The 21,501-nt window shown below is 38.2% G+C and carries 20 protein-coding genes and 1 tRNA gene; 13 read left to right on the forward strand and 8 right to left on the reverse strand.

Features of this window, described 5'->3' with window-relative positions; all coding sequences use genetic code 11:
* Window positions 1–28: 28 nt before the first annotated feature.
* The 5 genes from secF to queA all read right to left on the reverse strand — a co-directional run bounded on the left by secF (window position 29) and on the right by queA (window position 5,835).
* Window positions 29–994 carry a protein translocase subunit SecF gene (gene secF / locus MKL33_RS17950; RefSeq protein ID WP_016802533.1) on the reverse strand — a complete coding sequence of 322 codons (966 nt, stop codon included), beginning with the start codon at window positions 992–994 and terminating at the stop codon, window positions 29–31.
* Between the two features lie 8 nt (window positions 995–1,002).
* Window positions 1,003–2,904, reverse strand: a complete 1,902-nt coding sequence (gene secD / locus MKL33_RS17955; protein WP_002116237.1) for a protein translocase subunit SecD — start codon at window positions 2,902–2,904, stop codon at window positions 1,003–1,005.
* A 51-nt stretch (window positions 2,905–2,955) separates the two neighbouring features.
* Window positions 2,956–3,285, reverse strand: coding sequence for a preprotein translocase subunit YajC (yajC, locus tag MKL33_RS17960; protein WP_002116168.1), 330 nt, complete (start codon window positions 3,283–3,285; stop codon window positions 2,956–2,958).
* A 97-nt stretch (window positions 3,286–3,382) separates the two neighbouring features.
* Window positions 3,383–4,516, reverse strand: a complete 1,134-nt coding sequence (tgt, locus tag MKL33_RS17965) for a tRNA guanosine(34) transglycosylase Tgt (protein ID WP_032007395.1) — start codon at window positions 4,514–4,516, stop codon at window positions 3,383–3,385.
* Between the two features lie 281 nt (window positions 4,517–4,797).
* Entirely contained in the window at window positions 4,798–5,835 is a 1,038-nt protein-coding gene (gene queA, locus MKL33_RS17970; protein ID WP_032056723.1) for a tRNA preQ1(34) S-adenosylmethionine ribosyltransferase-isomerase QueA, read from the reverse strand.
* 182 nt (window positions 5,836–6,017) lie between these two features.
* On the opposite strand from queA, the gene MKL33_RS17975 reads away from it, so the two are divergent.
* A tRNA-Leu gene (locus MKL33_RS17975) sits at window positions 6,018–6,104 on the forward strand.
* Window positions 6,105–6,241: 137 nt separating this feature from the next.
* Window positions 6,242–7,168, forward strand: coding sequence for a putative phage abortive infection protein (locus MKL33_RS17980; protein WP_270907462.1), 927 nt, complete (start codon window positions 6,242–6,244; stop codon window positions 7,166–7,168).
* Between the two features lie 35 nt (window positions 7,169–7,203).
* Here MKL33_RS17980 and MKL33_RS17985 read toward each other — a convergent pair whose 3' ends face one another.
* The gene (locus MKL33_RS17985; RefSeq protein WP_270907463.1) at window positions 7,204–7,419 is read right to left on the reverse strand and encodes a hypothetical protein; all 216 of its coding nucleotides are present in this window, start codon (window positions 7,417–7,419) and stop codon (window positions 7,204–7,206) included.
* Between the two features lie 277 nt (window positions 7,420–7,696).
* Between MKL33_RS17985 and MKL33_RS17990 the strand changes: the two genes are divergently transcribed.
* The 8 genes from MKL33_RS17990 (at window position 7,697) to MKL33_RS18025 (ending at window position 17,306) form a co-directional block, all read left to right on the forward strand.
* Complete coding sequence (locus MKL33_RS17990) at window positions 7,697–8,968, forward strand: sensor histidine kinase (protein WP_270907464.1); 1,272 nt, start codon at window positions 7,697–7,699, stop codon at window positions 8,966–8,968.
* Between the two features lie 67 nt (window positions 8,969–9,035).
* Window positions 9,036–11,786, forward strand: coding sequence for a bifunctional [glutamate--ammonia ligase]-adenylyl-L-tyrosine phosphorylase/[glutamate--ammonia-ligase] adenylyltransferase (gene glnE / locus MKL33_RS17995; protein ID WP_270907465.1), 2,751 nt, complete (start codon window positions 9,036–9,038; stop codon window positions 11,784–11,786).
* 24 nt (window positions 11,787–11,810) lie between these two features.
* Entirely contained in the window at window positions 11,811–12,737 is a 927-nt protein-coding gene (locus tag MKL33_RS18000) for a branched-chain amino acid transaminase (RefSeq protein ID WP_004705670.1), read from the forward strand.
* 68 nt (window positions 12,738–12,805) lie between these two features.
* Entirely contained in the window at window positions 12,806–13,696 is an 891-nt protein-coding gene (locus tag MKL33_RS18005; protein ID WP_270907466.1) for a mitochondrial fission ELM1 family protein, read from the forward strand.
* Window positions 13,697–13,718: 22 nt separating this feature from the next.
* Window positions 13,719–14,747 (forward strand): glycosyltransferase family protein, encoded by a 1,029-nt coding sequence (locus tag MKL33_RS18010; protein WP_270907467.1) that lies wholly within the window; start codon window positions 13,719–13,721, stop codon window positions 14,745–14,747.
* On the forward strand, window positions 14,744–15,499 hold the full coding sequence (locus tag MKL33_RS18015; protein ID WP_206224053.1) for a polysaccharide deacetylase family protein: 756 nt from the start codon (window positions 14,744–14,746) through the stop codon (window positions 15,497–15,499). The genes MKL33_RS18010 and MKL33_RS18015 overlap by 4 nt, the downstream gene beginning before the upstream one ends.
* Complete coding sequence (locus tag MKL33_RS18020; RefSeq protein ID WP_130120800.1) at window positions 15,496–16,260, forward strand: glycosyltransferase family 2 protein; 765 nt, start codon at window positions 15,496–15,498, stop codon at window positions 16,258–16,260. The genes MKL33_RS18015 and MKL33_RS18020 overlap by 4 nt, the downstream gene beginning before the upstream one ends.
* 11 nt (window positions 16,261–16,271) lie before the next feature.
* Window positions 16,272–17,306: a glycosyltransferase gene (locus tag MKL33_RS18025; protein ID WP_270907468.1), complete on the forward strand. Its 1,035-nt coding sequence runs from the start codon at window positions 16,272–16,274 to the stop codon at window positions 17,304–17,306.
* On the opposite strand, the gene ghy is transcribed toward MKL33_RS18025, so the two are convergent.
* Window positions 17,303–18,193: a glycosyl hydrolase Ghy gene (gene ghy / locus MKL33_RS18030; RefSeq protein ID WP_270907469.1), complete on the reverse strand. Its 891-nt coding sequence runs from the start codon at window positions 18,191–18,193 to the stop codon at window positions 17,303–17,305. The two genes, MKL33_RS18025 and ghy, sit on opposite strands and share 4 nt — an antisense overlap.
* Window positions 18,194–18,261: 68 nt before the next feature.
* Here ghy and MKL33_RS18035 point away from each other — a divergent pair, with 68 nt between their 5' ends.
* Together MKL33_RS18035 and MKL33_RS18040 are read left to right on the forward strand one after the other, a co-directional pair.
* Window positions 18,262–19,017 (forward strand): glycosyltransferase family 25 protein, encoded by a 756-nt coding sequence (locus tag MKL33_RS18035; RefSeq protein WP_069036214.1) that lies wholly within the window; start codon window positions 18,262–18,264, stop codon window positions 19,015–19,017.
* Window positions 19,018–19,025: 8 nt separating this feature from the next.
* A complete protein-coding gene (locus MKL33_RS18040; protein WP_086393594.1) occupies window positions 19,026–19,976 on the forward strand; it encodes a lipooligosaccharide outer core biosynthesis glycosyltransferase GtrOC6 in 951 nt (316 codons plus the stop codon).
* Between the two features lie 38 nt (window positions 19,977–20,014).
* On the opposite strand, the gene MKL33_RS18045 is transcribed toward MKL33_RS18040, so the two are convergent.
* A complete protein-coding gene (locus MKL33_RS18045; RefSeq protein ID WP_014207632.1) occupies window positions 20,015–20,233 on the reverse strand; it encodes a hypothetical protein in 219 nt (72 codons plus the stop codon).
* A 207-nt stretch (window positions 20,234–20,440) separates the two neighbouring features.
* Between MKL33_RS18045 and MKL33_RS18050 the strand changes: the two genes are divergently transcribed.
* Window positions 20,441–21,469 carry a stealth conserved region 3 domain-containing protein gene (locus MKL33_RS18050; protein WP_270907470.1) on the forward strand — a complete coding sequence of 343 codons (1,029 nt, stop codon included), beginning with the start codon at window positions 20,441–20,443 and terminating at the stop codon, window positions 21,467–21,469.
* Window positions 21,470–21,501 lie beyond the last annotated feature (32 nt).

Genomic DNA, 21,501 nt, shown 5'->3' on the forward strand with positions numbered 1-21,501 from the left:
TTTTTTTATTTGTCTTGTTTTAGACAGCTTAAGGAATCTCATCCTCAAATTCAGGTTTAACTTGAACGATGAAGTCTTGGCGGTTAAGACCACGCCATAATGCAAATGCAGTACCGATATAGATCGAAGAATAAGTACCAACAAATACACCAACAAACATTGCCACAGAGAACCAGTGTAGACCATCACCGCCTAAGAACATCATTGCAAGTACAACCAGCAATAACGTCATTGATGTATGAATGGTACGACGTAAAGTCTCAGTTAAAGCAATATCGACGATTTCACGAGGAGTCGCACCGCGAATCTTACGGAAATTTTCACGGATACGGTCTGACACTACAATGTTGTCATTAAGCGAGAAACCAATGACAGCAAGTACCGCAGCTAACACTGTAAGGTCAAATGGCCATTGGAATAATGCAAAAGCACCAATAATAATGATAATGTCGTGGAATAAAGACATTACGGCACCCATCGCGAGTTTAAACTCAAAGCGAATGGTTACGTAGATCAACATTAAGATAAGTGCAAGTGCAACAGCACCAGCAGAACGAATATATAACTCGTTACCAACTTGACCACCTACAGAGTCCACTTTATGAACTTCGGCAGCATTATTTGGTAACTGTACAGCCTTAGTGATCGCGTTATTAAGATCTTCAACCTTAACTTCTTGTACTGGCATGCGCACAAGTAAGTCTTTATTACTGCCTAAAGTTTGTACTACAGCATCTTTAAAACCAGCTTTATCGAGAGCCTGAATAACTTCAGACTGATTGGCTGGTTGAGCATAGTTAAGCTCAGCTGAAACACCACCTGTAAAGTCCAAACCGAGGTTAAGACCTTTAGTCGCAATAAAGAAAATACTTGCCAAAGTAATAAGGATCGAGAAGATTGCCGCAGGTTTAGCAATCTTCATGAACGGGATGATTTTTGCATCATCCGGACGTCCATATTGTTTTGAATCTTGTTGAGTCACTTTAGTCATCATTGATCTCCTTAAATGCTCAACTTTTTCAAATTACGGCGTTTACCATAAATGATTTGTACGATTGCACGAGTTACTGTAATTGCAGTAAACATCGAACAAATAATACCGATCATTAATGTCACGGCGAAACCTTTGATTGGGCCTGTACCAATTGCAAACAGAATGAATGCAACAAGGAACGTGGTTAAGTTCGAGTCAAAAATGGTGTTATAGGCTCGATCATAACCGGCCACAATGGCCTGTTTGGGTGAGGCCCCCCAGAGCATTTCTTCTCGGATACGCTCACATATCAATACGTTCGCATCGACCGCCATACCAATGGTAATAACGATACCGGCAATACCCGGTAAGGTGAGGGAAGCTCCAATCCATGACATCACGGTTAAAATCATTGCCAAGTTAAACACAAGAGCAAAGTTCGCGATTAAACCGAATACACGGAAGAAAACCACCATCCAGATTGCAACGAGTAAGAAGCCGATTTGAGTAGACAATACACCTTTATCAATGTTTTCTTGACCAAGGCTTGGACCAACTACACGCTCTTCAACAAAGTACATTGGCGCAGCTAAAGCACCAGCACGAAGCATTAATGCAAGTTCAGATGCTTCTTGAGGAGAACTTAAACCGGTAATACGGAAAGTCGAACCTAAAACAGCCTGAACTGTTGCTGCGTTAATGACTACAGATTCAGTGTATGGCGTACGAACTTCTGTTTGTGCACCAGTTTTTGGATCTGTGACATAGTTAATTTTTTGCTTGTTCTCGATGAACAATACCGCCATGCGTTTACCAACTGCATTACGGGTTGCATCGGACATTAGCTTACCGCCAGCGCTGTCGAGCGTGATATTTACTTCGGCACCGCCAGAGTCCTGACTAAAGCCAGAGCTTGCATTTTGAACACGCTCACCAGTCAAGATTCGGTTACGTTGCAACAAGAGCTGACGACCGCTATCTAAAGACTCATAAGCAAATACTTCTGTACCCGGAGGTAAAGGTTGACCATTATATTTACCCGTATATGGATCGATATATTGATCATTTAAGTCAGAAACTAAACGGAATTCGAGGTTCGCAGTACGCCCTAAAACACGTTTAGCTTCAGCTGTATCTTGTACACCCGGTAATTCAACAACAATACGGTTGCTACCCTGACTTTGTACCAATGCTTCTGCAACACCAAGTTCGTTAATACGATTACGTAATGTTGTTAAGTTCTGATTTACCGCATATGACTGAATTTCTTGGCGACGTACATCGGTATAAGTAAGCTTTAAAGTAGAACCTGTAGAGCTTGCTAATGCCTGTTGGGTATATTCATTCCCATTACGACGTAAAAAATCCATTGCTGCATCACGGTCAGCATTGTCAGCAAATTGAACAGTGATCACATTATTTGTTAATGCAAGACTGTTAAATTTGATCTTGTTTTCACGGAACTGACGACGCAAATCGGTGGCAGAGGTTTCCATACGTTGGGCAACGGCTTTGTCCATATCTACTTCAAGCAAGAAGTGGACACCACCACGTAAGTCCAAACCAAGTTTCATTGGTTTTGCCCCAATCTTTTGCAGCCATTCCGGTGTGGTTGGTGCAAGGTTTAGGGCGACAACATATTCATCACCTAAGTCACGACGTAATACTTCTTTTGCCTTTAACTGTGCTTCAGATGAACTGACACGCAATAGGGCAGCATTATTTGTAAAAGTATTGTCATGGCTCGCAATATTTGCTGTTTTTAAAATTTGCTCTGCTTTTTTCACCACACTTTGATCAATTTGGGTACCAGCTTTGGCACCGGAAATTTGAACAGCGGGCTCATCCGGATATAGACTAGGCAGTGCGTATAATGTACTGATTACCAGAACAACCAGAATCAGTAAATATTTCCATGCAGGGTAACGCATTCGCTTTCTTCTTAAATGAAAAAGCCGTGCTAAAGCACGACTGTTTTATGATTAAAGGTTATTTAGAGTGCCTTCAGGTAATACTGAAATTACGCTGGCACGCTGAATTTTTACTTCTACACCACGGCTCAGTTCAACAACTGCATAGTCACCTTCAATTTTGGTTACTTTGCCCATTAAACCGCCAGCGAAAACAACTTCACTACCAACACCTAAGCTCTCGATTAAAGAACGGTGTTCTTTAGCACGTTTTGCTTGAGGGCGCCAAATTAAGAAATAAAAGATTGCAACGAATACGACAATCATCAAGATGTTTGGCAAAATACCATTAGTTGGGCCAGCTGCCGGTGCTGCATGAGCAGCAGAAATTAAAAAGCTCATTTTGATTTCCTAAAGTTAAAAATATGAGTCAGATAACTGACATAATCCTAATTCGTTTTGCAATTTACCTTGTCTTGAGGTTGAGCGCAAATCTGGCTTATTCATCAACCGGACATGGTGGAACCTCTAAACCACGACGGGCATAAAAGTCCTGAACAAATTCATCAAATGTGCCATTGTCTAATGCATCACGCATACTTTCAGTCAAACGTTGGTAATAACGTAAGTTATGAATAGTACCGAGCATAGATGCCAACATTTCTCCACATTTTTCAAGGTGGAATAGATAAGCACGGGTAAAGTTCTTACAAGTGTAGCAATCGCAATGTGGATCGAGCGGGCTCTGGTCATGGCGATATTTGCTATTACGAATACGTACCAGACCATCAGTGACAAAATAATGACCGTTTCGAGCATTACGAGTCGGCATTACACAGTCGAACATATCGACACCGCGGCGCACCGCTTCAACGATATCTTCTGGTTTACCAACGCCCATCAAATAACGCGGTTTGTCATGTGGCATTTTATTTGGTAGATAATCTAAAACTTTGATCATCTCTTCTTTAGGTTCACCTACAGATAAACCGCCAATTGCGTAACCGTCAAAGCCGATTTCTAAAAGGCCATTTAAAGACTCATCGCGTAAGTCTTCATACATGCCACCTTGAATAATGCCAAATAACGCATTGTGATTTTTGAGCTCATCATGATGATGGGTTTTACAACGTTTTGCCCAGCGTAAAGAAAGCTGCAATGATTTTTGAGCTTCTTCATGTGTCGCAGGGTAAGGCGTACACTCATCAAAAATCATCACGATGTCAGAGTTCAAGACCTGCTGAATTTCCATAGAAATTTCAGGCGATAAAAACACTTTTGAACCATCAATCGGTGAGCGGAAAGTAACACCTTCCTCTTTGATTTTGCGCATTGCGCCAAGACTAAAAACCTGGAAACCGCCAGAGTCAGTCAAAATTGGCTTATTCCATTTAATAAAGTCATGCAAACCACCGTGTTCTTTAATCACTTCAAGACCCGGACGCAAATATAAATGGAACGTATTTCCTAAAATAATTTGTGCCTGAATGTCTTCGATGTCACGAGGTAACATGCCTTTGACTGTGCCGTAAGTCCCCACTGGCATAAAAACAGGTGTTTCAACAACACCATGTTCTAAAGTTAAACGACCACGACGGGCGCGCCCCGACTGACCTAATTTTTCAAACTTCATCTAAAAATCCTGAACACGAGCAGAGGCGAAGAAACAGTTCGCTGCTAAAAAGAGGGCTATTTTCCTTGATTCTGCGATGTAGTTCTACTACTAAATGTAGCTGTTATATAAAAAGATTGGAGAAACTAAGGATAGGTTTTATGGCATAGATATTTTAATGAAGGAAATATCTAAAATTCAGGCTTATAAAAATTATAATCGACTTGGTAAAGCTAATCGATATTGCTAAATATTTGCATCCATATTATAGATGATTAACAATATCGATCAGAATTTAATTTTTAAACTTCTAGCTTATCAATCAGCATTGCATCGCCATAGCTAAAGAAACGATAGCGGCTTTTAACTGCATGTTGATAAGCAGTCAAAATGTTGTCTCGATTTGATAGCGCTGATACTAACATGAGCAGGGTAGACTCTGGTAAATGGAAGTTGGTAATTAAACGGTCTACGATGCAGAACTCATAACCTGGATAGATAAAGATTTGTGTGTCGCCCGTCCAAGCTGCAATTTTACCGCCATGAGCTTGAGCTGCACTTTCTAAAGCACGTGTCGCGGTTGTACCAATGGCAATCACTTTATTGCCGCGTGCCTTAGTTGCCAAAATTAAATCAATGGTTTCTTGAGGAACATCACACCATTCACTGTGCATGACATGATTGGTAATGTCATCAGTACGAACAGGCATAAATGTGCCAGCACCGACATGTAAAGTCACAAAAGATTTTTGAACATTTTTTTGCTCTAACTTTGCTAGTAACTCTTCGTCAAAGTGCAAGCTCGCAGTAGGAGCGGCAACACTGGCAATTTTTTCGGGATTATGGAAAACCGTTTGATAGCGTTCAGTATCAATTTCTTCTGCTTCACGGTTAAAGTAAGGCGGAATAGGTAACTGACCATATTGCTCAAGTACAGGCAAGATCGGCTGTGAAAACTCAACCACAAATAAATTTTCGTGACGGCCACGTACAATCACAGGAATATTATCTGCACCAACAAAAAGCTCCGCACCTGCCTTAGGTGAGTTGCTAGATTTGATATGACAGTACGCTGTGGTGTGGTTCAGCATACGCTCAACCAAGATCTCGATAGCACCGCCTGTAGAGCGTTTTCCTTTAAGTCTAGCTTTCATGACCTTGGTGTCATTAAGCACCAACAAATCACCTTCTTCGAACAGATCGATAATGTCTGTGAACATGTGATCGTGATATTGACCCTTTGAATCTAGGTGCAACAATCGCGAAGCACTACGTGATTCGAGAGGGTAACGGGCAATAAGTTCATCAGGTAATTCAAAGGAAAAGTCAGACAGTTGCATATTTGAGAAAAAACACCACAAAAATTGGGCCTAGTATAAACTTTTTCGCTTTTTTATGGCTGTGCTTCTGACCTAAATCATGAAAAATGTTTAAATGATCTAAAAGTGAACGATAATATTCACTTAGGGTTTGACAAGTTTTACAAACGCGTTAATATACGCAACACAAACATACTTCCTCTCCCGAGGTGGTGAAATTGGTAGACGCGGCGGACTCAAAATCCGCTGTCAGAGATGACGTGTCGGTTCGAGTCCGACCCTCGGGACCATATTCAGAATCGTAAGATTCTACGAAAACCCCTAAGCTAACGGCTTAGGGGTTTTTTGTTGGATAAATTTTTACTAAATTTTGATAATATATGATGAAGCAAAACTGACTCAGTTGTACCGTTAAATACGTGAAGAAATGCGTTCGGGGTTAGTTTCTATAACTGAGACTTATGCAAATCAATTTAAGCAAATAAATAAAAAATTTATTCAGGGTAATTTTATGGGATTAAAGGTTAGAGGTAAGTTGAAATATACACTTCTTATTATTTTTATTTTTTTCATTTGGACTTATTTTCCCTTTATATTTAGATTTTTAATGAATTGGATGGGATGGCTCGGAACAGATCTAAAAGGATTTAGTGAGTTTGGGGCAATTGGGGATATTTATGGAAGTCTAAATACTCTGATTTCATCTCTAGCTTTGTGTGCTGTAGCCTATTCAACGATCTTACAAGTTAATGAATTAAAGTTAGCTAGACAAACATATGTAGATCAGTTGAATGAAGCAAAATACTCAAATTTTTCGGCCTTATTTTATTCCTTACTTCAAAGTAAACAACAGACTTATAATTATTTAAAATTAGAAGATAGAAATGGTGAAACATATATCGGACAATATATGTTTGGGGTCATATGTACAGAATTCATGAAATACTTAAATAAATATATAGATAAGGAATTTGGTGATTTTCGAAATTTAACTAAAAAAGAAGTACGCTATTTTTTTTCAAAGGAATTGATTATTAATTATAAGGGCTCTATTGAATCAGAGTTATTAACATACTTCTCTAACTATACGACTATATTAAATTTAATATCGAAGGCAGACCTTAAAGAGACTGATAAGGATTTTTTTATAGGAATTTTAAGGGATAATATGTCTATTTATGAACAGGTCATATTAATCGCAATTAGTTCAACTGAAGATGATCTCAAAACAGCTTTATCTAATTCAAGGATTATAAAAACAGGATATCAAGGTGTAATTTTTGAGTTTATCAAAAAATTTCACCATCCAAATATGTTTGCAGATCAGGACCTAATATCTAGATTATCACATTAAGTTCAAAACCCAGCCTAAGCTGGGTTTGTTTTAATTCATTTTGCATGAACCGCGCGGTTAATGTTAATCACTTGGTGATGTAGCGTATTGATGATGGCGCTAAATTCTTGTTCTTTTAAACCATCATCGACGTTCATTTTTGAAAAGGCAAAAAGTAAGTTTTGAAGGTTCTCAAGTGGATATTCAATTTCTTCCAATATTTCTTCAGCCGTCATTTTCTTTTGGCTCTTAACGTCTAGTATTGAGTGCATTTCTCCCTCTCTCTATCTATTGATCATAAGGGCTATTTTATAAACTCGCATTTCTAACATCTTACAACTCTTTACCTTCAAACATTTGTTGTATTTTCCTCAAGCATACCCACTTTATGTATCTGAAAACCTTTAATTGAAACTTCACATTTCTATTTTGAAAAGAACGTTGCTCTTTTAATGTACTGTGTTAAAGTTTGTAGTAGATCATAATGATTATAAGTACATTTCTTGAGAGCGGTTCCGACCAAAAACGACATAATCTGTGAGGCGGGCAATGACATTCCAACGTTTAGAACTAAATCAGGTTGAGCAGTTAAGTGCTTGTAGGATATCTCTGTTGCTTGGATTAAATGCCGAGCAGAACTACATCGAACAATTTTTCCGGTTTAGTCTTCGTCTTTTGAATTGTAAAAAAGCCTTATTGACTTTTAATCAGGAACCTTACTTTTGGCACCGTTGCCCTGAAGGCATGACGGCAATCTCGTTTAAACCATCAAAGCATTTAAAACAGTGCTTCGCCAAACAACAGGTCATTAATCATTTACATCCTTCATATCAAAATTTAATCAACTATTTAAAAGAATTAAATATTGAGTGCAGCAGGGCATTGGCCGTGCATCTTTTACACCCTGATAAAACCTCAATGGGGTTTGCTGTCTTTTTTGATGACGATGCGGCAACATTTGAAGATGACGATATTCAATTACTGCTCGATTATTGTTCTACTTTTATGCAACAAGTTGAGTTGAAGTTTAACTATGAAGAGTTAAACGAACTCTATGAACAACAGGTAGCAATTAATTCAAGTAAAACAAAATTCTTCTCAATTATTTCGCATGACTTGCGTGCACCTTTTCATGGATTGCTCGGGTTTTCTGAGGTACTCGCCAAAGAGCGTGAAACCTTAGATGAATCTAGTATTCAAAATATTGCAGATTATTTATACGACACCTCACAATCGACCTATAACTTACTTGAAAGCTTACTGACATGGGCGATGGCCGAGGGAGGGCGTTTTGTCTATCACCCGATTAACTTTAAACTTAGACAAGTCAGCAATATCGTTTGTGATGTACTGCATACATTAGCTTTAAAGAAAAATATTGAACTGGTTAATGGTGTTCCAGATGATTTAAACATCTACGCCGATATCAATATGATGACTTCTGTGATTCAAAACTTGGTGTCAAATGCTCTGAAATTTACCGACGTTGATGGATCAGGCAAAGTCTTTATTGAAGCTCAACAAGCGGATACAAATGTAGAAATTACTGTTCGAGACACCGGTCTAGGCATGACTGAGCAACAAATGGCAAATTTATTCCATCCACGTATTACTGCAAGCTTTAAAGGCACTGCAGGGGAAAAAGGTGCTGGTTTAGGTTTGAGTCTTTGCAAGCGTTTTGTCGAGATTAATCAGGGGCAAATTACTGTTGATTCTAAAGAAGGGGTGGGAACGACATTTAAGGTTCTATTACCCTCAGCTCAAGAAAGTCATGAGGTGCATACCGAACATCATTCTTCATCAGAAGCAAAATTAGTCTAATCCCTTTTCCTAACACTACTCGAACTGCTATAACTAAAAACAGAGTACGAGGAAAAGAGCTTTTTATATGAATGCGGAGCAGTTACAAAAAACATTGCGTGCCAGTCAGTACGCAGAACAAGTTTTAGGTTTACATCAAGCTGTTTTAGAACAAGATTATCAAATAGATCAATTTACTGCACCGCTCTCGACCGAACAGATTTACCAATTTGTACAGACCACGCTAGATGGGATTGGTGATGAAATGCTTTGGATGCGCGGAATGCGCATTTTACGTAGCCGTTTAATGTTCCGCTGGATCTGGCAGGATGCCAATCAGCTTACCGATGTTGTCACACTCACTCGTGAACTTTCTGATTTTGCAGATGCCAGTATTTGTGCAGCAAAGGATTTTGCGCGTGTAGCACTTGTGGCGAAACACGGTGAACCTGTGAGCTACTCTGGCAAAGTTCAAGATTTGATTGTTGTTGCCATGGGTAAGCTTGGTGCTCAAGAGCTTAACTTGTCGAGTGATATCGACTTAATTTTTGCCTTTGATGAGCAAGGTGAAACCAACGGTCGCAAATGTATTGATGTACAGCAGTTCTGTATTTTGTGGGGACAAAAACTCATTTATTTGCTTGAACACATTACTGCCGATGGTTTTGTGTTTAGAGTTGATATGCGTTTACGTCCTTGGGGGGATGGCTCGGCATTAGCGATTAGTCATGCCGCTTTAGAAAAATATTTAAGTCAACATGGCCGTGAGTGGGAACGTTATGCGTGGATTAAAGCCCGTGTAGTGACTGGCGGCAAAGAAGGGCAGGATTTGTTAGAAATGACACGTCCTTTTGTATTCCGCCGTTATGTCGATTACACCGCTTTTGCTGCTATGCGTGACATGAAAGCGATGATTGAGCGTGAAGTGTTACGTCGTCATATTGAGGATGATATTAAACTCGGGGCGGGTGGTATTCGCGAAATTGAATTTATTGTTCAGGTCTTCCAGCTGATTTACGGCGGTTCTAAACGTGAGTTACAAGACCGTCAATGTTTAGTTAGTCTTGAGCACATTGGTGAGGCAGGTTTGTTAGAAAAACAAGCTGTATTAGAACTTGAAGATGCTTACCTATTTTTACGCCGTGTTGAACACGCGATTCAAGCTCTAAACGATCAACAAACTCAGTTATTGCCGGAAGAATTAGATCTAAGACAACGCATTATAGATACTTTGGATTTTACGGGCTGGAATGAGTTTCTCGATGTTCTTAATGAAAAACGTCAAAAAGTAAAAGTTCAATTTAAGCAACTGATTGAAGATACCAGCTCTAATGCCGCAACTGAAAATTTTGGGCAGTTAGAGCAGCAATTAGATGAAGTGCTGGATGACAATGCGAAAAATCTGATTCATGAGTTTTGGCATGGTCATGCACTTAAAAAACTTCCTTCAAATGCTGTGCAGCGTTTAAAAACGTTTTGGCCTCATTTAATCGAAGCGATCTTACAGTCTGAACAACCACAAACTGCACTGTTGCGTTTAATGCCACTGATTGAATCAGTCATGCGTCGAACCGTGTATTTGGTGATGCTGATTGAAAGTAAGGGGGCATTACAACGCTTGGTGAAAATGGCGACGGTGAGCCCGTGGATTTGTGAAGAGTTAACGCAATATCCAGTACTGCTGGATGAGTTCTTATCGATGGATTTCGAGTTGCCAAAGCGTAAGGACTTAGAAGACTCATTGCGTCAGCAATTGCTTCGCATTGAAATTGATCAGGTCGAAGACCAAATGCGAGCACTTCGCCTGTTTAAAAAGAGCAATGTACTCACTGTTGCTGCAAGTGATGTGTTAGCTGAAAGCCCATTAATGAAAGTATCTGATGCATTGACTGATATTGCTGAAGTCAGTGTAAACGCAACTCTCCATTTAGCTTATCAGACCGTGGCGAAGCGTCATGGTTACCCTAAAGATGTCGATGGGAAAAGCTGCTCACTCGACTACAAAGCCTTTGCTGTTATTGGTTATGGCAAAGTGGGTGGTATTGAGCTGGGCTATGGTTCTGACCTAGATCTTGTTTTTATTCATTATCTAGATGAACAATCCGATACGGATGGAACCAAGTCAATTAGTGGCTTTGAGTTTGCTATGCGTGTCGCTCAAAAGTTTATGTCTTTGATGACTACGCAAACGCTAGATGGTCGTGTTTATGAAATTGATACACGCTTAAGACCTTCAGGTGAGGCCGGTTTATTGGTGACAAGTCTGAAAGCCTATGAACACTATCAGTTGAAAAGTGCATGGCTTTGGGAGCACCAGGCACTAGTTCGAGCACGTTCTATCGCTGGTGATGAAACGCTTTGCCAAAAATTTGAAATATTTCGACGCAAGATATTGACTCAATCTAGAGATGAGGCTTATGTTCGTGAGGAAGTGTTGAAAATGCGTCAGAAAATGAAAGACCACCTAGGTTCGTCTTCTGAACAAAAAAAACATGGTATTTTTCATTTAAAACAGGACGCAGGTGGTATCGTAGATATCGAATTTATGGCACAGTATGCTGTACTTGCATGGAGCGGGACGAAACCCGATCTCGCCCATTATTCTGATAATGTAAGAATATTAGAAGATGCTGCTAAAGCAGACTGCTTATCCAGTGAAGATGCCACAGCATTAATTCGAGCCTATCTTAGTGAACGTGCCGAAAGCCACCGCTTAGCCCTTGCAAATCAATCCATGCAAGTCAGCGCAGCGGACTGGCGTAGTACCCGTGCGGTCGTTTGCAATTTATGGCAAAGATTAATAGACCCAACCGCTTCGGTTGAGTTGGATAGTGAATGATTTTATAACAATTTGGAGTGTTCCATGAATTTGGCTGATCGTGATGGTTTTATTTGGCAAGATGGAAAATTAATTGATTGGCGTGATGCAAAGATTCACGTTTTAACCCATACATTACACTACAGTATGGGCGTATTTGAGGGTGTTCGTGCTTATGAAACACCTAAAGGTACTGCCATTTTCCGTCTTCAAGACCACACAAAACGTTTGTTAAATTCAGCAAAAATTTATCAAATGAAAGTGCCGTATGATCAAGCAACGCTTGAACAAGCACAAATCGATGTTGTTCGTGAAAATAAATTAGCTTCTTGCTATTTACGCCCTTTGATCTGGATCGGTTCAGAGAAACTAGGTATTGCAGCAACAAATAACACAATTCATGCTGCTGTTGCTGCGTGGGCGTGGGGTGCATACCTTGGTGATGAAGCGATGGCTAAAGGTATTCGCGTTAAAACTTCATCATTTACTCACCATCATCCAAACGTGACTATGTGTAAAGCAAAAGCATCTGGTAACTACACGTTGTCAATTCTTGCTCATCAAGAGGTTGCACACTCTGGTTATGATGAAGCAATGCTCATGGACCCACAAGGTTATGTATGCCAAGGTTCAGGTGAAAACGTATTCTTGATTAAAGATGGCGTTTTACACACTCCAGATATCGCTGGTGGTGCGCTTGATGGTATTACACGTCAAACTGTGATGACAATCGCTAGAGATCTTGGTTACCAAGTTGTTGAGCGCCGTATTACACGTGACGAATTCTATATTGCAGACGAAGCATTCTTCACAGGTACTGCTGCTGAAGTAACACCAATTCGTGAATACGATGACCGTCCAATCGGTTCGGGTACTCGTGGCCCAATTACCACTGAAATCCAAAAAACTTACTTTGATGCGGTTCAAGGTAGAAATCCGAAATATGAACACTGGTTAACTTACGTAAAATAAGTTAATCCGTTAACATAAAAAGGCGAACATAAGTTTCGCCTTTTTATTTTTTGGCTTAGGGAGCTTCTATGCATATTGTCTATGTGTCTGATGGTAAGGCAGGGCACCGCTCACAAGCATTAGGCTTGTTTCAGGCAATGCAAAGACAACAGCCAGAAACAACTTTTGAAGAGGTCCTAATTTCTGAGTTACCTATTATTTCCTTAATTCAGGCACTTTTCTCTTCAAAAAAATCTTTGTTTAAACAAGCGCCTGATTTTGTATTTGGGGTGGGTAGCCACACACATTTTCGTGTTTGGTTGCTCGGTAGAATTTTTAAAAAGGCTAAAACGATTATTTTAATGAAGCCGAGTTTACCTATTGGTTGCTTTGATTATGCTGTTATTCCGGAGCATGACGGTATTCACGCCGATAGCCATGTGATTGTCACGCGTGGTGCATTAAATCCCATTCGTAATGAAAATCGCCATCAAACCGCGAGAGTTTTAATCGCTTTAGGTGGTTCGTCTAAACGACATCAATGGAACCAAAATAAAGTATTAACCAGTGTTCAAAAAATTGTTGAGAATAATCCAGACGCTGAAATTATTCTGACCACTTCTCGTCGAACCCCAGCAGAGTTTGTCGATATTTTAGGACAACAAAGTTTTGCCCAGCATTTACACATATTTCCAGTTGATCAAACACCCCAAGGCTGGATTTTCGAAGAAATGCAAAAAGCAGAAGCTGTCTGGGTAACAGAAGACAGCGTCTCTATGATTTTTGAGGCACTTACTGCGGGTTGTCGAGTCGGGGTGATGGCTATGGATCGTTTGAAAGACGACCGGATTACGCACTCAGTTGACCAAATGTTAGAATCAAAATTAATTTCACAGCAGACTTGTGTTGTACAGTTACCACAACCTTATGCTTTTAAAGAAGCAGACCGTGTGGCAACATATCTTTTATCAAAAAATTAAATTTTTTATTTTGAGTAAATAAATGAAAATATTGCATATTGCAAATTTTGGCTTTAATAAACAAGGCGCCCATTTTTACTGCACAGACCGTAAAATTTCTGCCGGATTAATTGAAAATGGCCATTTCGTTTATGATTTTAGTTTTCGCGATATGGCTCGAATGGGTACCATTTTTAAAACAAAAAAACTGGGTGCCAATTGGGCTAATAAAGAAGTACTAAAGGTCGTCAATAATATTGAACCTGACTTGGTACTGATTGGACATAGTGACTTAATGAGTCCAGATGTTCTAAGACAAATTAAAGAATCTTATCCAAATACTAAAATTGCATTTTGGTATGTTGATCCGCTTTATCTTGAAAACAAACTCGACTTTGTTAAAGCATTCTCGCCATATTTGGATGCTATTTTTTGCACAACAGGTGGGGAATATCTACAAAAGTTAAAACAGCCTCATTTAAGCGTAGCCTATCTGCCAAATGTAGGTCACCGTAATGTAGAAACACTACAGCAATTTTCAAATTCTAAGACTGACAAGACTTTTATTTTCTGCGGCGTGGTCTATAAAGAACCTGAGCGTGAGAAGTTCTTAAAGGACTTGGCAGATGCTTTACAACAAGGCCATGTGAACTATCAATATTATGGTTGTTTTGAACAACCTGGTGTTTATGGTAAAGCGTATTATAAAGTTCTGTCTGAAACAAAAATGGGACTTAATTACTCACGTCGTAATGATGTAACCTTGTATAGTTCTGACCGTATTGTACAGCTGACTGGTAATGGTTTACTCACTTTTAGTCCAAGAATTCCGGGTTTTGAGAAGCTCTATACTGAGCAGGAAGTGGTTTACTTTGATGATCAGTTTGACTTGGCCAACAAGATCCAATTCTTTGATCAAAATCCAGAGCAGGCTGAAAAAATAGCGAAAGAGGGCTGGGAGAAAACACGTAAATCTTTCAATGCTAAACGCATCACCCAGTTTATGGTTGAGGTAACATTTAAGCAGCCCCTTTCAGAAAATTATGAATGGTCACATGAGGTTTATGCATGATGTGGTTTTTGTACGTTGCGGTGGGCCTATTAGTACTTGCTGCACTGTTATATGTGCTGGGTAATTATACATTCTGGCTTCCGTTTCGTTCGAGTAAACTACCTCGCATTGTGATGTTGCATCAGGTTACCCCTAAAGATGCGGCCTCAGGCATGAATATGCCTCCTGAAAAGTTTGAACAACTCTTAACGTTGTTGACGCGTAAGGGGACTACTTTTTGCTTTGTTTCCGAGCTTGAGCAATATCGTAATCAAAAGAATGTCGTTGCTTTAAGCTTTGATGACGGTTTTATGGATAATTATCTCTATGCTTATCCATTACTCAAAAAATATAACGCGAAAGCAACTATTTATTTGGCAACTCAAATTGAAGGCATCGAAAAGCTCACTCATGAACAAATTCATGAAATGGCGAATTCTGGTTTAATTGAATTTGGTGCACATACCCAACATCATGTGAACTTACTTAAGCTTGATGATCAAACTGCTTATGATGAGATGCTTCAGTCTAAACGTGACGTTGAAGCATTAGTTGGAAAGTGCCCGAGTTTTGCTTATCCATTTGGTCGATTTAATGAAAAGCACCAGAAAATGGCGCAAGAAATTGGCTTTAAAAACGCAGTATCGACTCGTAAAAAAATCGAAGCGTATGAAGCAGATAACCAATTTAATATTCCACGTGTCAGCACGCATGGTGCCATGAATGCTTTACAGATGCGTATCGCCCTTGCTAAAGGACGTTATAAGTTATGAATAAAATTCCATGTAGTGTCTATATTGTTACTTTAAACTGTGGCGCTTGGTTAGAGCGGACTTTGCAAAGTGTCAGTGAGTTTGATGAAGTCATTATTTTAGACTCTGGCAGTACTGATAATACTTATGAAATTGCTCAGCGCTTTGAAAATACGCAAATCTCTCACCAAGACTGGCAAGGTTACGCTGGGCAAAAAAGTTTAGCTTTAGAAAAATGTCGAAATGATTGGGTACTCAATCTAGATGGTGATGAAGTCTTATCTAACGAGTTAAAACAAGAGATTGTTGAGACTATTCAACAGAACAAGCTTGATGCATTAATCACACCAATTAATGATGTGTTCTTAGGTGTTCCAAACAGCAAACATACTAAAAAACATGCAAAGGTACGTTTTTTCCGCAAGTCTAAAGGGCATTATGACCTTGCTAATAAAGTTCATGAAAATGTGATTGTAGACGGTGAATCTCAGCGTGCTCAACATGATATTTATCATTATGGTGAGTCGAGTATTTTCGTTAAGGTCGAAAAAAATAACCAATATTCCAACCTCAAAGCACTAGAGAAATACCAAAAAGGAAAGTCTCCAAGCGTTGCAAAATTGGTTTTGGTAATGCCAGTAACTTTCATGAAGTCTTATTTTATTCGCCGTAGTTTCTTAAATGGTTGGCGTGGTTTCGTAAATAGTATGATTAACGCATTTTATGCATTTCTAAAAGAAGCCAAACTGTTTGAACAGACGATGAATAAAGATAAAAAATAAGTAGGCAAGCTATGAAAATTGTTCAGGTATTGGCAACGAGTGGTGGAGTTGGTGGTTTAGAGCAGCACACTTTTAACCTTGTTAATGAGCTCGCTTTAAATCATGAAGTACATGTGATTGCACATCCTTGCTATGTAGACAAGTTTAGCCAACAAGTACATTTTCATGCTGTCGATTTTGCGCGTAGCCGTTGGAATATTTTTTTACTTTGGCAACTTAAAAATCTTATTCAGCAAATCCAACCCGCTATTGTTCATGCACAAGCAGGAAAAGCGGCTGAGCTGATTGCCCGCATTAAGCCATTTTTATCTGGTCCAAAGTTTGTAACGACTGTTCATGGTACTAAAAAGAATAAGTCTGCTTATTTAGCAGGTGATGCAGTTATTGCGGTGAGCCAAGCGCTCACGCAAGGCATACCTGAGTCTAAAGCACACGTAGTTTATAACGGTGTATATCCTCAACCCGTACTTACAACTGAAAATAAAGAAAAGTTACTTCAATCGATTCAAAAAGATTTTGCTGAGCTAGACGCAGGCAAAAAAGTTGTTATGTGTATTGGGCGTCTAGAACCCGTAAAAAATATCAGTTTATTGATTGAGTCGATGCAACAGATTGATGCCAATTTATGGATTGTTGGCGATGGCTCACTTCGAGCAAGTTTGGAAAAGCAAGTCAGCGAATTGAACATGCAAAATCGGGTTGCTTTTCTTGGGTTTAGAACTGATGCGCGTGATCTGGTGCAACTGGCTGATATTGTAGTTTTATCGTCAGACCGTGAAGGTTTTCCACTCGTCATGGTAGAAGCTTTACAGGCTGATAAAGCAATGGCTTCAACTAAAGTGAACGGTGTGATTGAGTGGTTGCCAGAGCAATATCTAGCCGAAATTGGAGATGCACAAAGTTTAGCAAAAACCATTGAATATGCACTGCAACTTGAGGCTCAAAACGACTTTAGCCCTTTGTATGCAAAAGCCAAGGCTGAACTGACTGTACCAGCCATGGCTGAGCAGACACTTAATATTTATAAAGGCCTGCTGAACACTTAATTATTCTTCGGTGTAAGGCGGATGGCATCAAGTACTACGAAGTTATCTTCGACATTAATAGTATGGCAACCGTCATCTGCTTGATTCCAGTCTGGTAAAACGACTTCTAGTAATTTTTCTTCATAAGCTATTGAGCTAAGCTGAGTAATCGCTTTTAATTCGATATTGCCGCCATATCGCTTTAAAGAATCTTGGCTTGGTCGAACCAGTTGCCCTTTATAAATAAAAGGTTTGCCTGCCATACGGAACTGCTGACTGCCTCGGCACACTGGGTTCATTGGGTGCTCTTGCCAGTTCGGATTTAAAATATCTTCGGTAAAGAACAGGTCTAAACGGTCACCAAATTTCTTACAATCACGACGCGTTGAAGTAAAAAGATACCATAAGCCCTCATGGTAAAAAGGGGTGCTATCGACTGCTTCGATATTCTCAATCAGATTAGAATGCTTTTCCCATTTCAGTGGAAATTCAGTACATTTCCAAAGTTCAATCGTCTTGTTGGCAGAAGTCTCTGGGATCATGTACCAAGTGTCTTCTAACTTAAATACACAAGGATAAGAAAGGTGATAGTTGAGCTTTAAGATTGTCTCTGGTGGTGTGTAGGTGCCATTTTTAAAGACTTCTAAAACAGAAAGAAAACCTACTGGATGCTGGTCATCGACTTCTTCAAAAAAAATGAAATGACGCTCATTTTCATAAGCATAAAAGCTATCTGCAAATGTAAACTTTCTAGGGGAATGGATCTCAAAGAGTGAATCTAATTGCTCAAGTGTAGTAAAAGGTTGCTCTAACCAGCCAAAACGCATATACCAATGGGAGTCAAAAGTTTTCGCTTTTTTTGCTTGTTGGTACTTGTACCATTTTTTTTGAATCAGGCGATTTAGCATTAAATTTTACACTCGATATAACTATAATTAGATAGACTATCCCTGACTCATTTTAACATTTGAATGAAATGAAAAAATATTTAATCAGTATTGAATCTGCTAATAGTGAACGTTTAAAAAAGTTGTACTCTCAAGCAACATTTTACAAATATCGCGATGAATTTAAGCAATTTGGGGTTATAGGAAAAAATTTAAGTGTTAGTGAGTATTTTCAACAGGGTGTAGCAGGTAAGAAGAAACCGATGACACCAGGTGAGCTTGGTTGTGCAATGTCACATATAGCTGCATTAAAAGATTTTTTAAGCTCTGATGAAGAATATGCAATTATTTTTGAAGATGATGTGATCGAACGTTTTGAAATTGATTTCCAAGATTTAGAAAAACACATTCATTCTTTGAGTTTAGGTCCTTGCTTTTTCTTAAGCTTGGGCGGTATTCAAATGAAAATATGCAATCGTGTTCGTGGAAAATTTTTACCCGAAGAATTGTATAACCAAAAAGTCTTAAAAGTTGATTACGACTATCTTGAAAAACTTGCCTATGCTTATGCCTATGTTGTAGATCGTAAAATGGCTCAAATGTTGGTTGATTATCATCAACCGATAAAAATTTATGATCATTGGCAGGACCTTGTTGGGCGAGGGGATTTTAGTTTCTATGTCAGCTTTTTATTCGATCACCCAATTATTGAAAATAATGATGCATTAAGTTACTTAGAAAAGGAAAGGAGTCTAGTGACGCCTCTTTCTCAAGATGATAGTGATTTATTACGTTACTTAAGAGTTAAACTAAAGAAATATATACTTAATAAATATATAATTTAGTCATTTTTATGGGTTTTATTGATAATTTTATGATTAAGCAAAAAAATATTATTATCGGGTCAGCTACTGGATATGATGCTGACCTCATCTCTTCTTTTGTATATTCTTTGGAAAAAGCAAACTTTGATGGCATATTGGCTTTAATTATATATAAAGAGCAAATGACAGAATTTGTTAATGCATTTTCAGATATCAAAAATTTTAAAATTGAATTTAAAGTTTCAACTATTGGAAAATTTAAATCAAAGTCAAAATATTCAGGTGTTTATAAATTCAAGTTTGTAAAAAATATTCTTAAGAAAATTATTGGCTTAACTGTAAATGAAGAAAACGCTGATTCAAAAATAAAAGCGCTTAAAATTACAGGTTATCCGCATGTGAGCCGTTTCTTTGAATATAAGGAAATTGTAGAAAGCCATCCGGATGCATCACATGTATTGCTGAGCGATGTTCGAGATGTTTTTTTCCAAAGTAATCCTTTCAAAAATCTTGGCAAAGGACTATTGGTTGGGATGGAAAATCCAAATTTCACCATAGGTACTGAGCAATATAACCAAAAATGGATCTTGGATGCGTACGGAGAGGACTTTTATAATCTTGCAAAAGATGAGCAAGTTTCTTGTTCAGGCGTCACTATTGGTGATCATGAATCAATTAGAGTCTATATCAATAAGATGATCGAAGAATTCTGCAAACAGCCATATCAAAAAATGTCTGAAAGAATTTATGATCAAGCTATGCATAATAAATTATTAATTACTAATAATTTAGCTGATGTAACACGTTGTCAGCCATTTGAATCCATTATTGTAACCCTAGGGTTATACCCAATAGATCAAATTGCAGTTAATGATCAGGGATTTATTATCAATCGCAATCAAGAAATCATTCCTATTGTCCATCAACATGATAGACATCCGGAACTGATTCAGTTATGTGATAATTATATTGGGAAATAAATTTAAGATTTTCTAAAAATTTATGTGGGATGCGGATATTAATTTTTATCCGCATTTCCTTTTAAAACCATATAAATCAATGCAACAAATATAAGCAATGCACCAACCAAGCTACTTACACAGAAAAATAAAATTCGTTGATTTGTAGTCATGTTAAATAATTCATTTGCAAGAATATAGCGCATGAAAAACCATTGTGCGAGAGAGAATACAATCACGACTAAAGCATGTCGACGAACGTCAGGACGCATTGCCATAATGAATTACCAAGGGAGAAAAGAAAGAGTGGGGGTATTATGCCATTTGCCTACTACCATCTCAATAGAGTCTTAATTAAGCAAATTCTGTAGAAAAAGTAAAATTATGGATAAATTGTGAAGTTTTATTAACATTAATAAACTTGGTATCCGATTTTTATCGAATTTTATCTAGTAAATTGCTGAATTTATTTGGATATATGTTTGATGCAGCCTATAGATTTTGTAATGATTTGGGTGGACTCAACCGATACGAAATGGCAGCAACAATATCTATATTATAAATCCAAAGAAACTAAAACTAAGATCGATGAACTCGCTGACCAATGTCGCTATCGCGATTGGAATAATCTTCATTTTTGGTTTAGATCTGTTGAAAAATTTTGTCCTTGGGTTAGAAAAATTCATCTTGTGACCTGTGGTCATTTCCCAGAATTTTTAGTCAAGAATCATCCCAAGTTAAATCTAGTTACCCATGATCAAATTATAGAACCAGCCTGTTTACCGACCTTTAACTCACATGCCATCGAAATCAATATTCATAAAATAGAAGGCTTAGCAGAACACTTTGTCTATTTTAATGATGACACCTTTATTAATAGCACTTTAGAGCCAGAGTTCTTTTTTAAAAATGGTTTACCTTGTGATGGTATTCAGCTACAACCTTTAATGGTCGTGGGAGAAGAGAACTTTTTAGGCGCAGTTGCATTGACTGATGTCGCAATCATTAATAAGTATTTTGATAAGCGGAAATTATTTCATAACAATCCCTATGCACTTTTTAATCATCGCTACTCTATGAGTAATAATTGGGGGAATTTTTTAAGTTTATATAACCGAAAATTTTCGAGCTTTTATAGTACTCATTTGCCTCAACCATTTTTGAAATCAGTGTTTGAAGAAGTTTGGCAAACTGAAGAGACTTATTTAAAAGGAGTATCAAGTCATCGTTTTAGACAGCCTTTAGACGTTAACCAATATTTGTTTAGGTTATGGCAGTTATGTTCATCCCGTTTTTATCCTGTAAATATATTTGAGCGTGGCCAAAATTTTAATTTAAGACTGCAAAACCTTCCCGAAATTAATCAAATTATTAAAAATGGACGGCTTCCACAAATTTGTCTAAATGACGATGAACAAGTGGTCGATTTTGAAAAACTAAAAACAGAAGTTATTCAAATTTTTGAACAAAAATTTAATACGCTTTCAAGTTTTGAAAAAGAAATATCTCATTAAATTTTTCTCAATAAAAAACCCTGCATAAGCAG

The sequence above is a fragment of the Acinetobacter sp. AOR43_HL genome, assembly GCF_027854635.1.
In the GTDB taxonomy this organism is placed as follows: domain Bacteria; phylum Pseudomonadota; class Gammaproteobacteria; order Pseudomonadales; family Moraxellaceae; genus Acinetobacter; species Acinetobacter pittii.

Bases quoted from the DNA above. Each gene is read 5' to 3' on its own strand.
- secF (WP_016802533.1), bottom strand. From the start codon at position 994: ATGATGACTAAAGTGACTCAACAAGATTCAAAACAATATGGACGTCCG.
- secD (WP_002116237.1), bottom strand. From the start codon at position 2,904: ATGCGTTACCCTGCATGGAAATATTTACTGATTCTGGTTGTTCTGGTA.
- yajC (WP_002116168.1), bottom strand. From the start codon at position 3,285: ATGAGCTTTTTAATTTCTGCTGCTCATGCAGCACCGGCAGCTGGCCCA.
- tgt (WP_032007395.1), bottom strand. From the start codon at position 4,516: ATGAAGTTTGAAAAATTAGGTCAGTCGGGGCGCGCCCGTCGTGGTCGT.
- queA (WP_032056723.1), bottom strand. From the start codon at position 5,835: ATGCAACTGTCTGACTTTTCCTTTGAATTACCTGATGAACTTATTGCC.
- MKL33_RS17980 (WP_270907462.1), top strand. From the start codon at position 6,242: ATGCGTTCGGGGTTAGTTTCTATAACTGAGACTTATGCAAATCAATTT.
- MKL33_RS17985 (WP_270907463.1), bottom strand. From the start codon at position 7,419: ATGCACTCAATACTAGACGTTAAGAGCCAAAAGAAAATGACGGCTGAA.
- MKL33_RS17990 (WP_270907464.1), top strand. From the start codon at position 7,697: ATGACATTCCAACGTTTAGAACTAAATCAGGTTGAGCAGTTAAGTGCT.
- glnE (WP_270907465.1), top strand. From the start codon at position 9,036: ATGAATGCGGAGCAGTTACAAAAAACATTGCGTGCCAGTCAGTACGCA.
- MKL33_RS18000 (WP_004705670.1), top strand. From the start codon at position 11,811: ATGAATTTGGCTGATCGTGATGGTTTTATTTGGCAAGATGGAAAATTA.
- MKL33_RS18005 (WP_270907466.1), top strand. From the start codon at position 12,806: ATGCATATTGTCTATGTGTCTGATGGTAAGGCAGGGCACCGCTCACAA.
- MKL33_RS18010 (WP_270907467.1), top strand. From the start codon at position 13,719: ATGAAAATATTGCATATTGCAAATTTTGGCTTTAATAAACAAGGCGCC.
- MKL33_RS18015 (WP_206224053.1), top strand. From the start codon at position 14,744: ATGATGTGGTTTTTGTACGTTGCGGTGGGCCTATTAGTACTTGCTGCA.
- MKL33_RS18020 (WP_130120800.1), top strand. From the start codon at position 15,496: ATGAATAAAATTCCATGTAGTGTCTATATTGTTACTTTAAACTGTGGC.
- MKL33_RS18025 (WP_270907468.1), top strand. From the start codon at position 16,272: ATGAAAATTGTTCAGGTATTGGCAACGAGTGGTGGAGTTGGTGGTTTA.
- ghy (WP_270907469.1), bottom strand. From the start codon at position 18,193: ATGCTAAATCGCCTGATTCAAAAAAAATGGTACAAGTACCAACAAGCA.
- MKL33_RS18035 (WP_069036214.1), top strand. From the start codon at position 18,262: ATGAAAAAATATTTAATCAGTATTGAATCTGCTAATAGTGAACGTTTA.
- MKL33_RS18040 (WP_086393594.1), top strand. From the start codon at position 19,026: ATGGGTTTTATTGATAATTTTATGATTAAGCAAAAAAATATTATTATC.
- MKL33_RS18045 (WP_014207632.1), bottom strand. From the start codon at position 20,233: ATGGCAATGCGTCCTGACGTTCGTCGACATGCTTTAGTCGTGATTGTA.
- MKL33_RS18050 (WP_270907470.1), top strand. From the start codon at position 20,441: ATGCAGCCTATAGATTTTGTAATGATTTGGGTGGACTCAACCGATACG.